The 14,925-nt window shown below is 62.8% G+C and carries 11 protein-coding genes; 4 read left to right on the top strand and 7 right to left on the bottom strand.

Features of this window, described 5'->3' with window-relative positions:
- Positions 1 to 64 precede the first annotated feature (64 nt).
- Positions 65 to 2,233, bottom strand: a complete 2,169-nt coding sequence (locus ACQKRQ_RS06290; protein WP_427475760.1) for an ATP-binding protein — start codon at positions 2,231 to 2,233, stop codon at positions 65 to 67.
- Between the two features lie 275 nt (positions 2,234 to 2,508).
- On the opposite strand from ACQKRQ_RS06290, the gene ACQKRQ_RS06285 reads away from it, so the two are divergent.
- Together ACQKRQ_RS06285 and ACQKRQ_RS06280 are read left to right on the top strand one after the other, a co-directional pair.
- Positions 2,509 to 4,074 (top strand): FAD-dependent oxidoreductase, encoded by a 1,566-nt coding sequence (locus tag ACQKRQ_RS06285; RefSeq protein WP_427475758.1) that lies wholly within the window; start codon positions 2,509 to 2,511, stop codon positions 4,072 to 4,074.
- A 27-nt stretch (positions 4,075 to 4,101) separates the two neighbouring features.
- Positions 4,102 to 4,284, top strand: coding sequence for a hypothetical protein (locus ACQKRQ_RS06280; RefSeq protein ID WP_132377257.1), 183 nt, complete (start codon positions 4,102 to 4,104; stop codon positions 4,282 to 4,284).
- Positions 4,285 to 4,439: 155 nt separating this feature from the next.
- Here ACQKRQ_RS06280 and ACQKRQ_RS06275 read toward each other — a convergent pair whose 3' ends face one another.
- From ACQKRQ_RS06275 to glgX, 3 genes are all read right to left on the bottom strand, one after another.
- Positions 4,440 to 6,476, bottom strand: coding sequence for an AI-2E family transporter (locus ACQKRQ_RS06275; RefSeq protein ID WP_427475756.1), 2,037 nt, complete (start codon positions 6,474 to 6,476; stop codon positions 4,440 to 4,442).
- A gap of 127 nt (positions 6,477 to 6,603) precedes the next feature.
- On the bottom strand, positions 6,604 to 6,783 hold the full coding sequence (locus tag ACQKRQ_RS06270; RefSeq protein WP_427475754.1) for a DUF2934 domain-containing protein: 180 nt from the start codon (positions 6,781 to 6,783) through the stop codon (positions 6,604 to 6,606).
- A 155-nt stretch (positions 6,784 to 6,938) separates the two neighbouring features.
- The gene (glgX, locus tag ACQKRQ_RS06265; protein ID WP_427475752.1) at positions 6,939 to 9,149 is read right to left on the bottom strand and encodes a glycogen debranching protein GlgX; all 2,211 of its coding nucleotides are present in this window, start codon (positions 9,147 to 9,149) and stop codon (positions 6,939 to 6,941) included.
- A gap of 269 nt (positions 9,150 to 9,418) precedes the next feature.
- Here glgX and ACQKRQ_RS06260 point away from each other — a divergent pair, with 269 nt between their 5' ends.
- Positions 9,419 to 9,823: a PRC-barrel domain-containing protein gene (locus tag ACQKRQ_RS06260; RefSeq protein ID WP_427475750.1), complete on the top strand. Its 405-nt coding sequence runs from the start codon at positions 9,419 to 9,421 to the stop codon at positions 9,821 to 9,823.
- A gap of 215 nt (positions 9,824 to 10,038) precedes the next feature.
- Here the strand turns inward: ACQKRQ_RS06260 and ACQKRQ_RS06255 are convergent, their stop codons facing one another.
- The 3 genes from ACQKRQ_RS06255 to ACQKRQ_RS06245 form a co-directional block, all read right to left on the bottom strand.
- Positions 10,039 to 10,497, bottom strand: a complete 459-nt coding sequence (locus ACQKRQ_RS06255) for a response regulator (protein ID WP_408226228.1) — start codon at positions 10,495 to 10,497, stop codon at positions 10,039 to 10,041.
- 368 nt (positions 10,498 to 10,865) lie between these two features.
- Positions 10,866 to 12,542 carry an ATP-dependent DNA ligase gene (locus ACQKRQ_RS06250; RefSeq protein ID WP_427475748.1) on the bottom strand — a complete coding sequence of 559 codons (1,677 nt, stop codon included), beginning with the start codon at positions 12,540 to 12,542 and terminating at the stop codon, positions 10,866 to 10,868.
- Positions 12,539 to 13,690 (bottom strand): ligase-associated DNA damage response exonuclease, encoded by a 1,152-nt coding sequence (locus ACQKRQ_RS06245; protein ID WP_427475746.1) that lies wholly within the window; start codon positions 13,688 to 13,690, stop codon positions 12,539 to 12,541. The genes ACQKRQ_RS06250 and ACQKRQ_RS06245 overlap by 4 nt, the downstream gene beginning before the upstream one ends.
- A gap of 277 nt (positions 13,691 to 13,967) precedes the next feature.
- Between ACQKRQ_RS06245 and ACQKRQ_RS06240 the strand changes: the two genes are divergently transcribed.
- Entirely contained in the window at positions 13,968 to 14,870 is a 903-nt protein-coding gene (locus tag ACQKRQ_RS06240) for a YihY/virulence factor BrkB family protein (RefSeq protein ID WP_132377264.1), read from the top strand.
- Positions 14,871 to 14,925: the final 55 nt, after the last annotated feature.

Below are 14,925 nucleotides of genomic sequence, written 5' to 3'. Positions count from 1 at the left end.
AGGGGTGTGCCGCGAGTCATGAAACACTTCGAACATGCAAGGCGTGCGCCGCGAATGGCGAGCCTTACGGTTCACACGCCACCAGAGCGTGCAATTCGTCGATGTTGAACGGCTTGGCGAGTATCGCCACGCCCAGCCGCCGCGCGCGTTCGAGTTCATCGGCATAGCCGGTCATCAAGGCGATCTTCTGTGACGGCCACGCGCTGCGCACCTTCTCCGCGAGGTCGATACCGTTGAGCTTGCCCGGCATCTGGATGTCGGACAGCACGAGCTCGAAGCGCGCGCCGCCGGTCAGCACATCGAGCGCCCGGTCGGCGGTCGGTTCATGGCGCACCTCGCAGCCGAAGGTCTCCAGCACCGCCGCCACGCCCGCCGCGACATCTTCGTTGTCTTCCACCAGCAGCACGACGCCGCTCGGCGCGGGCACCGGCGCCTGCACCGTCTCGGCTTGCACCACGGACGCCTTCTGGCGTTCGCGATATCGCGGCAAATACAACCTGACCGTCGTACCGCTGCCCGGCACGCTGTCGATCTTCGCCGTGCCACCCGCCTGTTCGCACATGGAAAGCACCTGCGCGAGGCCGAGGCCCGTGCCCGAACCGCGCAGCTTGGTGGTGAAGAGCGGCTCGAAGGCGCGCCGCGCGACGGCCTCGGGCATACCCTCGCCGTCGTCGGAACAGGCGATCAGCACGTATTCGCCGTCGGGCAGCAAGGTATCGCTGCCGACCAGCCGGTTGTTCTGGCAGCGAATCACGAAGCGTCCGCCACGCGGCATCGCGTCGCGCGCGTTCACGGCCAGGTTCATGATCGCGAATTCGAGGTCGGTCGGATCGGCCAGCACCTGCCAGACCTTATCGACCATGTTCAAGGCCAGCTCGACGTTGTCGCCGAGCGCGGCGTCGATTAGCGGGGCGGCGCCGGGCATCCACGTGGCGAGATCGAGCGGCTGCTGTTTGAGCGGCTGCTTGCGCGCCACGCTCAGGAGGCGCCGCGTGAGCGATTCGGCGGTGGCGGTGGCGCGCTCCACCGCCAGCACTTCCTTCTCCACGTTGTTAAAGCGCTTGAGCCGCGCGAGCTCCGTGTTGGCGGCGACCACCATCAGCAGATTGTTGAAATCGTGCGCGACGTTGGCGACGAGATTGCCGAGCGCGCCCATGCGCTGCAGTTGCCGGCTCGAGGCTTCGGCTGACAGACGCATCGCCACTTCGCCCTGCCAACGTTCCCACGCGCGGCGCTCGCCTTCCAGTTGGCGCAGCGAGTAGAACACCAGCAGCCAGATGGCGATGCAGGGCACGGCCGTGAGTGCCGCGATCGTGATGAAGTGCCGCCGCCATGCTTCGCCGATCGACGACGTCGCGTAGGCGCTCATCACATAGAGCGGATAGTCGCCGACACGGCGAAACGCCAGCAGGCGCTCCACACCATCTACCGTGGAATTCAGACGGACGTGGCCGGACAGCTGTTTGTCGCGCAACGCCTGAGTGAACTTGCTCCGCGGGCTGGGCTTCGCGCCCGCCGGCCACGGCGGATAGCGCACCAGCAAATTGCCGTCCTGCCGGTACAGGCCCAGCGCCAGCGACGAATCGCCGTTGGTCAGTTCACGATAGAAGCGCGAGAAGTACTCGTTGCGCAGCGCCACCGTGACCACGCCGAGGAACTGGCCGTCGGCGCCCGAACGGCCCGTCGCGGTGGTGAACACATCGGTCTGCGAGAGTGGGCCGAACATCGGCAGCGAAAAATACGGATGCGGGCGCATCGCTCTCGCGCTCGTGAAATCCTCGCGCTGCGCGATCGACATGACGGGCGCGGGAAACGTGCGGCTCGACACCAGCAGATCGCCCTTCGCGCCAAGCAGATAGATCGACGCGACCTGCGAAAAGTCGCCGCCGATGCCGCGCAGACGGTCGTGCAACATCGCTTCGCGCGCGCGAATCTGCGCGTCGTCGTCATTGCCGAGCAGTTCCACGATGCGCGAGGACATCTGCTGGTTCAGGTCCAGCACCTTGACGGCCTGTTCCTCGGCGACGCGCGCGAGGCGGTCGATCATGTCGTTCGAATCGGCGATCCGGCGCTGGTAATCGAAGTAGCCGTAGCCCGCAAGGCAGATCAGAGGAAAGACGACCGAAACGGCGAGGACGATCAGCAGCATGCGCCGCGTCGCCGCGAAATTGCGCGACGGCATGGGGAAATCGACTGCGGCACGTTCCGCACGCTGCACGGTCACGATCTCCATGAAAGGTCAATTCAGGTCAGGGCGCCTCGGCACGACATGCTCGGGGCATGTTCGTGCGCTATTTCCTTTTCCGGAATTTACCGCACTTCGGCCGTTCTCCAAAGCGTGACGGGGGACGAAACAGCGCTCGCGCAGGCGCGCGCATTCGGGCACATGGATTGCTGAACAATTGGCGTTCGGCGGCCTGAAAGGCGTGTTGCAGCGCGGCGTGCTGATGCGCGTCGCGCGCCGCCTGCGCTGCCATTGCTCATGCCACCATCCGCGAGGAACCGGCCATGCCCACGACTGCCCGATGCGTCGCTCAGCTCTCGCAATTGCGAACCGACCGCGCTGAACGTGTCGTGGTGAACGACGAAAAGATTCTGCTGGTGCGCGACGGCGATACCGTGCGCGCCTATTCCGCCGATTGCCCGCACGCCGGCGCGCCACTCGAAGAAGGTGCGCTATGCCACGGCCGGATCATCTGCCCGTGGCACAAAGGGACGTTCGAAGTCGCCACCGGCAACGTGCTCGAACCGCCCGCGCTGGTCGCGCTCGACCGCTATCCCGTGGTCGTGACAGGCGACGACGTGATGGTCACGCCGGAAAAACTCCCCCACCCGACGCGCAATGCCAGCGCGAAAGAACCGCATTACGTGGTGATCGGTGCGGGCGCGGCAGGCGCAGCCGCTTGCGCCACGCTGCGCGAATGTGACTTTGGCGGCCGTATCACGCTCGTGGGCGATGAGCCGCATGCGCCGTACGACCGCACTTCGCTGAGTAAATTTGTCCCGTCTGGTGAAATGGCGCCTGCCGATGTGCCGCCGCTACTCGCGCCGGACTGGCTCGAGCGGCACGATGTCGAGCGGATTGCCGGCAAGGTCGCGCGGCTCGATGTGCCCGCCCGCACGATTCATTTCGAAAGCGGCGGCGAACTGACTTACGACACCGCCTTGCTTGCTACGGGCAGCGTGCCGAAGCTTCCACCGATTCCCGGTGTGGAACTCGGCGGCGTGCACGTGCTGCGCAGTCTCGACGATGCCGCCGCGCTCGTCGACGCCATCGGCGACGATGCCGGTCAAACCCAGGTCGTCATTCTCGGCAGCAGCTTCATCGGACTCGAAACGGCTTCCTCGCTGCGCAAACGTGGCACGCAAGTGACCGTGATTTCGCCGGAGAAAGTGCCGTTCGCGAGGCAGTTCGGTGAGCGCGCGGGCGCCATGTTCCGCACGCTTCACGAGCGCAATGGCGTGGAGTTCCATCTCGAAGCAAAGGTCACGTCCCTCGAAGGCGAAGAAGGCAACGTGCATCAGGTGATGCTCGAAAACGGCGAGCATATCGCCGCCGACATCGTGCTGTTAGGCACGGGCGTCGCACCGGCCACCGGTTTCATCGAAGGACTGCCGCTGCAAAAAGACGGCGGCGTGCTCGTCAACGCGGGCATGCAAGCCGCGCCTGGTCTCTATGCAGCGGGCGATATCGCCGTGTTTCCGTTGCATGAAGATCAGGAACCGTTGCGCATCGAACATTGGCGCGTCGCGCAGCAGCATGCGCGCATTGCCGCGCAAAACATGTGCGGCGCGCGGCATCGCTACGCCGGTGTGCCTTATTTCTGGACCTATCACTTCGGCAAGAACTTCGAATATCTCGGCCATGCGAGCGAGTGGGACGAGATCGTGACCGACGGCGACCTCGATAAGCAGCAATTCGTCTCGCTGTACATGAAGAACGACATGGTGGTCGCTGTGCTCGCCTGCGAACGCGAAGCGCAGACCGCGCGCCTGATCGATGCGATGAGAGGCGGCGTGTCGCGCGCGGATGCAATGGCAATCGTCGGCGGCGCATCGTGCGCCACGAAATGAACACCCGTAACCTGAAGGAGAAACGCGATGACAGAACACAAGGAAAAGCACCCGCACTCGAACAAGAGCGAAAAGCAGATCGACAAGCAGGTCGAGGATAGCTTTCCCGCGAGCGATCCGCCTTCCACCGGCGGCACCACGAAGATCGTCCCCGACAAGGACGCCGCTTCGAAAGACAAGTCGGCCGCAAAGAAACCGGCCAGGCATTAGGCCTTGCTAACCGAACGTGAACCGCCCGACGCGCTGCCGACGGGCGGTTTTCTCCACTTCTGCAACTGCAACCCCTCTGACCGACACTCGCAACCCTCATCACCTTCGCTTTGATGACGTGTCAAGGCGGGTGACGTGCAGGGATTCGTGGCACGCTAGCTATTGACCACGAGCGGCAGTTCTTCCTCGGTCTGGGTTCTGGTCGTCTCGACACGCCGGCAAGCAGCGACGATTTCCTGCAATGAGGTGGCGTAACATTCCGCACCCATCGCGCTTTGCAGATCCGCGCTCCACTTCTCCGTATCCTCCGCCGCCCACAGTCCGACGACGATCGACACATTTGGCAATCGCGCGCGAATGCGCCTGACTAAATAGCGCAGATGCGACGGAATGCCGTCGATCTGCAAGTAAAGAATGCAGACGATGCCGACATCGTCCGCGTCGAGTTGATCGATCGACGCGCGCGATGCGGCCTCATGCGGCAACGCGCGTGACGTAAAGCCGTGCTTGCCGAGCAACTGCAACAGGATCGTTGTCGCTAATGCGTCGAGTGGACCGCGGCCGGGAATGCACAGCACACGGTTGCTGGCTGCGAGCGGCGACGGGTCTGTTGCACGTTCTTCTTTCGAATTGCCTGGAGAAACGAGCCGCGTATTCGCGGGTTGAGCTTGTGCATCGTCGGATGTCCCGGACGCTGAAGAAGGTGCCAACGGTCCCGCCGCGCTCCAGTTTTGTTCCGCCGCGGACGTGACCGGCTCGCAGTCGTCGTAGCCGTCGAGGCCGTCCACGAGGTCGTTCGTCGTCGCCTCGATGCGTGCAAGCTGGGTTGCCGTGACGCTGCCGCGCTCGACGTCGTTGGCCGCGAGCTGCAAGCCCTTGATCGCAACCTCATCGTAGTACGCGGACAATGAGCGCTCACGCAGCAGCACTTCGGCTTGCTCGATCGCCTCGTCCGGGTCGCCCGCCAACGCACGCTGGTAGAAGTTTTCGATGGGCGTGAGCGCCGGCTGGTCGCCCAGCAGCACATCGAGAAATTCCAGGCGCCGCACATGCCGGCCGAGCACGAGCAGGCAAAGCGTCAACGGCGTCGACAGAATCAGTCCAATCGGCCCCCAGATCCAGCTCCAGAAAATCGCCGCCACCACCACGGAAAACGGCGAGAGCCCCGTGCTGCGCCCATACAGCAGCGGCTCGACGATCTGCCCCACCAACAACTCCACAGTGGCGAATAGCGCCAGCGACCAGATCGCCATCGCCCACCCCGGACTCACGGCGGCGGCGAGCGCGGTGGCCAAGGTCGCCGAGATCCAGATGCCGACGTAAGGCACGAGCCGCAGCAACGCCGCGAGAATGCCCCATAGAATCGGACTCGGCACACCGATCATAAAAAGCCCTGTGCCGATCACCACGCCGACGCCCGCATTCAGGCCGAGTTGCGACACGAAGTAACGGCTTAGACGGCGCGCGGCTTCATCCATCACCGTGGTCGTGCGGTGCAGATCGCGCGAGCCGAACAGACGGATTGCGCGGTCGCGCAGATCGTCGCGTTGCAGCAGGATCACCACCATCACGACGAAAACGATAAACGCCGTTTCGAGCGGGCTGATAGCCGGCGACAGCACGCGTCTCGCGAGTTCGAACGGCGTCGGCACCGGCTCGCGCACTTCGACGGGCACGGCGGCGGGTTCACTGGCCGTGGTGTGCGCGCTGCCGCGAGACGCCGGGCCAGCCTGCGGTGCGGGTTGCGGCGGCTCGACGGTCGCGCGTTGCAGCGCCTGACCTGCCGCGCTGGCAAACCGGTTCAGTTTGCCGATGGTCAGGCTGTGCGCCGTTTCCATCTTCTGCTCGATGGTCGCCTGATAGCGTGGCATGCCGGCCGCGAGATCGGTCAGTTGCGTGGCGATCACCGCGCCGAGCATCCCGATCACCGACACCGAGATCACCACCGCGGCGAACACGGACGCCACGTGACCGAGGCGCAAACGCGTCAGCGCATCGGCGAGCGGCGCGACGAGAAAGCTGAGCAGGATGGCGAGCGTAATCGGAATCAGCACGGCGCTCGCAAAGTAAAGGCAAGCGACCACCGTGACGCCCACCGCAAGCGCGATCAGGCTGTCCAGGCCGAAGGCCGTGGCGGGCGCTTGAATGCGGGCGGCCGGCCTCACGCCGCGCGGTTGGGGTATGTCCTTCATTTGCGCGAATCTGTCCGGTTACGTTCGGTTGCCGTTCTTGTATCTTGTGAGGCGTGACAATCTTGTTGGCCAATGCCGGTCAATAGGACTATCGGACCGTCGTCGAAGTCCCATTGCGATAGCGCACTTACTTCAAAGGCTCGTCAGCGATCGGGCCACTTTCTACCGGCGGTGCTTCCTTTTCTATCTCGGCGCGTGCCTGGTCCCAGTACTCGTCAGGCGTGCCTTTCGGATCGTCTGCCTGCTCCCACAGGTAATAAGCGCGCATGCGGATCTGTTCCTCTATAGAGGTTTGTTCCTGTTCCATTTGATCACCTCGGTTAAACCTGGCGGGGGCCGATGTCGGCTGCGCTGCGCGTCCGCCGCAAAAAGAGCGGCATGGCGCGCAGTCCCTTGCAATCGAGCAAGCGCTATACCCGGCAGCGCAAGCTCGACGGCGTTTTACGCCTTGGTGTATCAGGCTTAGGCGGAGGGTTCGCTTTCGTCGGTAGTGAGCTGCTCTTCGAGGCGGTCGAAAACACGCTGCGTCGCGCGGTTCGGTGCGTCGAGCGCGAACAGCAACAACGAGCGTGCCGTCACCTGATACGCGTCGCCGGCACTGAAGAGCGGCAACTCGGAGCGCACCGGCATGTTGGTATCGAGCAGGCAGGTCCACTGGTCGCCCTCGGGAATATCGGGCAACGTGAAGTTGACGACATCGTGATGCGCATTCAGCACCAGCAGCAGGGTCGCATCCGAGGCCGGACGGCGAATGCCGCTCGCCTGCGCGCGGCCGTCGATCACGAGGCCGAAGCAGCGCATCGACGGATCGTCCCACTGCTCCTGCGAGAGATCCGTGCCGTCCGGCGAGAGCCAGCGTGCGTCAGTCACGTCCAGCGCCTCGTTGTATTCACCGATGATAAAGCGGCCACGCCGCAATACCGGCAGCCGGTGGCGCAACGTGGTCAGATTCTTGACGAATTCGATGAGCGCGCGGCCGTCGTCGTCGATGGCCTCCCAATCGACCCAACTGATCTCGTTGTCCTGGCAATAGGCGTTGTTATTGCCCTTCTGCGTGCGGCCGAATTCGTCGCCCGCGAGAATCATCGGCGTGCCTTGCGAGAGCAGCAGCGTGGCGAGCAGATTGCGTTTCTGGCGCTCGCGCTGCTGACGAATCTCCGCGTCGTCGGTCGGACCTTCCACGCCCATGTTCCAGGACTTGTTGTCCGAGTGGCCGTCGTTGTTGTCCTCGCCGTTGGCGTCGTTGTGTTTGTCGTTGTACGAGACCAGATCGTTGAGCGTGAAGCCGTCGTGCGCGGCGATGAAGTTCACGCTCGCCCACGGGCGGCGGCCACGATGATTGAACCTGTCGCCCGAACCGGTGAGACGCGTGGCGAGATCGGCGACCTTGCCTTCGTCGCCCTTCCAGTATTCGCGCACCGTGTCGCGAAAGCGGTCGTTCCACTCGGCCCAGCCGGGCGGAAAGCCGCCGACCTGATAGCCACCGGGGCCGCAGTCCCACGGCTCGGCCACCAGCCGCACGCTCGAGAGCACCGGGTCCTGCCGGCAACTGTCGAGGAAACCGCCGCCTTCGTCGAAACCATGCAATTCGCGCCCGAGAATCGTGGCGAGGTCGAAACGGAAACCGTCCACCTTCATTTCCGTCACCCAGTAACGCAGGCTGTCGGTCACCATTTGCAGCACGCGCGGATGCGACAGGTTCAGCGTGTTGCCGGTGCCGGTATCGTTGATGTAATAGCGCGGCTCGTCGGGCATCAGCCGATAGTACGACGCGTTGTCGATGCCTTTGAACGAGATCGTCGGGCCACGTTCGTTGCCTTCGGCAGTGTGGTTGTAGACCACGTCGAGAATGACTTCGAGATTGTTGTTGTGAAAACGGTCCACCATCTCCTTGAACTCGCCCACTGAATCAATCGACGACGCGAAGAAGCGCGGATCGGCGGCGAAGAAGCCGATCGTGTTGTAGCCCCAGTAGTTGGTGAGGCCCTTGTCGAGCAGATAGCTGTCGTTGACGAAGGTCTGGATCGGCATCAGTTCAACCGACGTCACGCCCAGGTTTCTGATGTAGTCGAGCACGACCTGCTGACCGAGCCCAGCAAAAGTACCGCGCAGATTTTCCGGTACTTCCGGATGTCGTTTGGTAAATCCGCGCACATGGGTTTCATAAAAAATCACGCGCTCCCACGGCAGCGCGTTGCGTTCGGGATGACTCCACGAAAAATTGGCGTCGACCACCTTGCACTTGGGCACGAAGGGCGCGCTGTCGCGCTCGTCGAACGACAAGTCGCCCTCTTCGGAATCCAGCGTATAGCCGAAGATTTCCGGCGCCCATTTGAGTTCGCCGATATGCGCCTTCGCATACGGATCGAGCAGCAGCTTGTTCGGATTGAAACGATGGCCCTTCTCCGGTTCATAGGGGCCGTGCACGCGATAGCCGTAAACCGCGCCCGGCTTGAGGTTCGGCACGTACACGTGCCACACCTCGTCGGTGTATTCCGGCAGTTCGATGCGTTCGATTTCGTTTGCGCCGGTTTCATCGAACAGACACAGTTCGACCTTGGTGGCGTGCGCCGAGAACAGCGCGAAGTTGACACCGCTTCCGTTCCATGTCGCGCCAAGCGGAAAAGGCGTTCCTTCCGAGATGCGCGTCGAGTAGTTGGCCTGGGATGACATAGTGGGTCCTGTGGAAGCAAGAGGCGCTGACGCGCGTGTTTTAGTGTAGGCAGAGGATCCGTCTATGCAGGGATTTCCGTCCGCATGGAATGCATCATCGGAACATCAAACAGCAAGCCCGTTGATTTAGCAAGTTCCGGACCTGAGAGGATTGACGTAGGTATTGGCGCTGCGCGGCACAACTTTTGCAGCAAGCAAGGTGAAAGCTGACTCAATGAAGCGGCGCGGTAAAAGAAGCGCCGGACATGTCATCAGGGAGAACAATCATCATGCAACGAATACAGCTCAATTCACTGGCCGCCACCGCCCTGGTCCTCGCCACGCTCGCGTCGTACGGCAATGCGTACGCTCAGGGCGCGCCTCAGGCAATTACGGAAAAACGGACGGACGTGGTGCAACTCGCAAGCGGCTACCGCGCGTCGAAGTTGAGCGGCGCCGATGTCTATAACAAGAACAAGGACACTATCGGCACGCTGGACGATCTGATCGTCTCGCCAAGCGGAGACCGCAGCACGTACGCGATCCTGTCGGTAGGCGGATTCCTCGGCATGGGCAAACATCTGGTCGCCGTGCCGTTTAACGACTTGCAGATCAATAACCGGCGTGTGGTGCTGCCTGAAGCCACCAAAAAGTCGCTCGAGGCGCTGCCTGAGTTCAAGTACGCGCCGGACTAAGCGCGGGTCTCTGATCCGGTCGACTGGTTGCAAGGGACCGCCCTTGCAGACCGGTTGGTTGCGCTGTTATCTGTAACAGGTCAACAACCCGTCACGGCGATATATTCAATTAACCTAAATAATCTGAGTGCCCCTTGACACTCTGCATCTGCTTCAATCTGCGGCGAATTCCATAGTTGCCGCATGGTGAATTTCTTTCAAAGCGCACGCAGCCTTTACGGCGGTCCTGCCGCATGCAGCGCCGCAGCCGATTCGAGCACACGCAACAGACGCTCGGGCGTCAACGGCTTCGCGCAATGCGCATCGAAACCGGCGGCCTTGGCACGTGCCCGGTCGTCGCGCGAGGCGAATGCGGTGCACGCCACCAGCAACATATGCGAAGTCGAAGGATGGGCGCGCAGGCGGCGAGCCAGTTCCAGGCCATCCAGGCCCGGCATCTTGATGTCCAGCACCACCGCAAACGGCTGCCATTCATGGGCCATCGCGCAGACTGCAAAGGGATCCTCAAGCGCGCGGCACTCGAAGCCGTCAGCAGTCAGCAACATCTGCAATGCCTCGGCCGCTTCCCGGTAATCGTCCACCACGAGGACGCGCCGGTGCGACGCCATCGCATACTGGATAGGCCGCCACACTACGACGTCTTCGTTATCGTCCATCCGGTCGTCGAACGTCACCATCTTCTCCTTGGCTTTTTCCGTGCGCCACTCGCGGGCACTTCGGAACACGCGCGCAAGATTCGCTCCTGACGCGCAGACAAAGCTCATCGTTCTCCAGACGATGGTTTCTGTTCGCGTCGCCCCGCGCTTGCAGCGCCGCAGCGTACGCCTTACCTCACCATAGCTCACGCAATAAAACGCCGCTGGTTGATTTAAGTGCGTTGAGGCATTGAGAACGGACGTTCACGCGTCGGCGAGACGCACTCGCGTCGTGCAGGCCGCCCTTGCCGCGTGCGCCGGATGGCACGCCTTGAGGCTATCATCGATAACGCAGGAATCCTGTCGAGAAAAACCCGGCACCCTTTTAGGGATTTGTACTCAGCGGGTTATCCCGCACGATCGTCGATGAAGCCCTTGAGCATGGTCAGCGTATCGGCGTCGTCGATATGTTTGTCGGTGCGCCAGCGCAGCATGCGCGGAAAGCGCACCGCCACGCCGGATTTATGACGCGGACTTGCCTGAATGCCCTCGAAGCCGATTTCGAATACCAGGGTGGGGGTCACACTGCGCACAGGGCCGAACTTTTCGATCGTGGTCTTGCGAACGATGGCATCCACCTGACGCATTTCTTCGTCGGTTAGTCCGGAATAAGCCTTCGCGAACGGCACCAGCGTACGCACGCCGTTCGCTTCGTCCCACACCGCGAAGGTGAAATCGGTGTAGAGACTGGCACGGCGGCCGTGGCCGCGTTGCGCATAAAGCAGCACGGCATCGACTGCATACGGATCGATCTTCCATTTCCACCATGTGCCAGATGCCTTGGTGCGGCCCACGCCATACATCGATTCGCGTTGCTTGACCATCAGCCCTTCCACACCGCGTGATCGGCTCTCGTCGCGTAACGCCGCGAGCGCCTGCCAGTCCGCGGCACGCACTAGCGGCGACACACGCAGCAGATCGCGCGCGAGCGTGCCGTCGATGGAAATGGCCAGCTCATCCAGTTGCGACCGCCGCTCGGCGAGCGGCGTCATGCGCAGATCCTTGCCGTGCGCTTCGAGCAGATCGTAGGCAAGCAGCGTGGCGGGCGAATCGGCGAGGATTTTTTTAGTCAGCGTTTTACGGGCAATCCGTGGTTGCAGGCGCGCGAACGGCAAGGGCGCCATCGCGCCCGGCTCCCACGCGAGAATCTCTCCGTCGATCACGCAACCGTCCGGCAACGCTTCGCCTAAAGCCGCCACCTCGGGGAATCGATCCGTGATCAGATCCTCACCGCGTGACCACAACCAGACACGTCCACCACGTTTGACAAGTTGCGCGCGAATGCCGTCCCACTTCCATTCGATCTGCCACTGCGACGGATCGCCTAGCGTCGCAGGATCGGCCTGCAATGGATGCGCGAGAAAGAACGGATACGGCAGGCCGAGATCGCTCTCCTGCTGGTGATCGCCGGACTGCGTCTCGTCACCTGTCGCTTCGGGTGCGATCAAACGCAGATAGCGCGCGGCATCGGGCTTCTGTTGAGAGTCGGTCCAACCGACCATGCGTTGCGCGATCCGTTTATGATCGACGCCCGCTACTTCCGCCAGCGCCCTCACCACCAGTTGCCGCGCGACGCCGACCCGAAACCCGCCGCCGATCAGTTTGGTCAGCAGGAAACGGCCGCCCCAGTCGAGTTCGTCCCAGTAGCCGATCAAACGCGTGCGCAACTCTTCCGGCGCGACGCCACGCAAAGTCAGCACGCGTTGCTCGATCCATTGCGTGAGGCCCAATTCGGAACTGCGTTGCGCGGGCGGCAGGATATGGGCGATGGTTTCGGCGAGGTCACCCACCGCGTGATAGGACTCCTCGAATAACCACGCGGGCAAACCGGCGCGCTCGCGGGCAATCTCCGTCAGTAGACGCGTCGGCACCGACTGGCGCGGTTTGCCGCCGGCGAGAAAATACGAGGCCCACGCCGCATCTTCCGGCTCGGCCACGGCGAAGTAGCTCGTGAGCGCTTCGAGTTTGTCGTGTGTGGACGTGGTCGCGTCGAGCGCGGTGTAGAGGGCGGCGAAGCGTTTCATGCGCGGCTCGACGGGTCGGCGGCGTTGGCCGTGTCGTCAGTGCCGGCGTCTTGCTCGGCGGCCTCATCGAACTCGTGCGGCACGCTGCCCGTCGTGGCTGTTTCATCCGCGCCCGCGGCGTCGGCCTCGACGGTATCGTCGCCATATTGTGTTTCAAACGCGCCGGCCTCGAGGCCTTGCTCACGCAACCAGCGCACCATCGGCTCGACCGAGCCATGCGTGACGATCACACGTTCAGCGCCCGTCGCCTGAATGGCCGTTTGCAGGCTGGGCCAATCGGCGTGATCCGACAGCACGAAGCCACGGTCGACGCCGCGCCTGCGGCGCGCGCCACGCAGACGCATCCAGCCCGACGCGAACGCGTCGCTATAGTCGCCGAAGCGCTTGAGCCATGCGCTGCCCTGCGCGGACGGCGGCGCCACGATCAACGCCTGTCGGAACGCCGCCTTGTCCTTGAGCGGGATCTCGCTCACGAGGCGCACCGGCGGCAAGCGCACGCCGGCCTCCCGATACGCGCGATTGAGCGGCTCCACGGCGCCGTGACAGAAAATCGGCCCAATGCCGGCATCGACGCTCGCCAGCACGCGCTGCGCCTTGCCGAACGAATAGCAGAACAGCACCGATGCGCGTCCTGCGGCCGCGTTATGACGCCACCACGAATCGACACCGTCGAACACGGTTTGCGGCTGGTCCCATCGATAGATCGGCAGGCCGAAAGTCGACTCGGTTATGAAGGTATTGCAGCGCACCGGTTCGAAGGCATCACAGGTCGGGTCGGGGTCGAGCTTGTAGTCGCCCGATGCCACCCATACGCGCCCGCGGTGTTCGATCCGCAGTTGCGCCGAGCCGAGTACATGCCCAGCGGGATGCAGCGACACCGTCGTGCCGTTGAGATCGAGGCGCTCGCCGTACGCCAGGGTTTGCAGTGATATGCCGGGCAAACGCGACAGCAGCACGGTCGCCCCCGCTTGCGACGCGAGATAGTGCCGATGCCCGAAGCGCGCATGATCGGAATGCGCGTGCGTAATCACCGCACGTTCCACGGGGCGCCACGGATCGATATAGAAGTCGCCGGGCGGGCAATACAACCCCTCGGGCCGTGCCACCACCAGGTCCGCGAGATCTGCTTCCTCAGAGGCTATAGTCAATGGTGATTCCGATGGGAAAGATGGCACGTCGAGTCTGCGAGTGATAGATGTCTATATGGCAATCGCCGTTTTCATACGTGTTGAAGCATGTCGACGCGACGTCGATACAGCCGCCAAGCAAACTGCATTCCTGGCGCGCATTGGCGAACCGGCGTGACAGCAGGAAACGGCAACGCCAGCGTGGCTGCATTCTTGCTTAAGTATGCATCAGCAACAAGGCAAGCGCGTCGGCAAATCCGGCATTCCGGCAGGCCAGCCACGCGCGCTGTGAGGTCACATGCAATCCATCATCGACGACCACGCGTTATATGTGGCGAAACATCCCGGTACATTCGCGCTGCAAACCTTGAAGGCATTTCGCGCCAACCAGGGCTTGCTGCTCGCGGGCGCGGTCGCGTATTACGCGTTGCTTTCGATCGTGCCGCTCATGATCCTGATCGTGATCGCCCTGTCGCGCTTCGTGCCCCAACATACTTTGCTCGCGGCGCTCGCGCATCTATTGCAATGGCTGGTGCCGGGCCAGTCGAATGCGCTGGTGCGCGAACTGGCCAATTTTCTCGCACATCGCGCGGTGATCGGCTGGGTCTTGTTGCTGACGATGATCTTCTTCAGTTCGCTGGCCTTCACCGTGCTCGAAAACGCGATGTCGCTGATTTTCGTCCACCGCGTGGTGGTAAGGCGGCGTCACTTCCTGCTCTCGGCGATGCTGCCGTATTGCTACATTCTGTGTCTCGGCGTCGGCCTGCTGATCGTCACCTTCGTGTCGAGCGGCCTCGAGGCGATCGGCGCCGAAGGCATCGAACTATTCGGCCTGCATGTTTCGTTGCAGGGACTCTCGCGCGTCGTGCTGTATCTGCTCGGCCTCGCGGGCGAGGTGTTCGTGCTGACCTCGATCTATATGGTGATGCCGGTCGGGCGCCCTTCGCTCAAACATGCGCTGTTCGGCGGCGTGGTCGCCGCGGTGCTATGGGAGATTACGCGGCACGTGCTGGTCTGGTATTTCGCGACTCTCTCGCAGGTGAGCCTGGTGTACGGATCGCTGACAATGGCCATCGTGATCCTGTTCAGCCTGGAGTGGCTGGCGACCCTGCTGCTGCTGGGAGCCCAGGTGATTTCGCAATACGAACGATTCGGAAGCGAGCCGCTTCAGGCTCCGCAACCGGAAATCAAGACCGATTGAGCCTCGCCGCGATGCGCCCTACGCCTCGGGCAACATGGCGAATGGCAAGACTGGG

It is taken from the genome of Paraburkholderia sp. NPDC080076 (genome assembly GCF_050281145.1).
In the GTDB taxonomy this organism is placed as follows: Bacteria; Pseudomonadota; Gammaproteobacteria; order Burkholderiales; family Burkholderiaceae; genus Paraburkholderia.
Note: the sequence above shows the minus strand (reverse complement) of the source record. Positions and strands in the feature narration are given on the sequence as shown.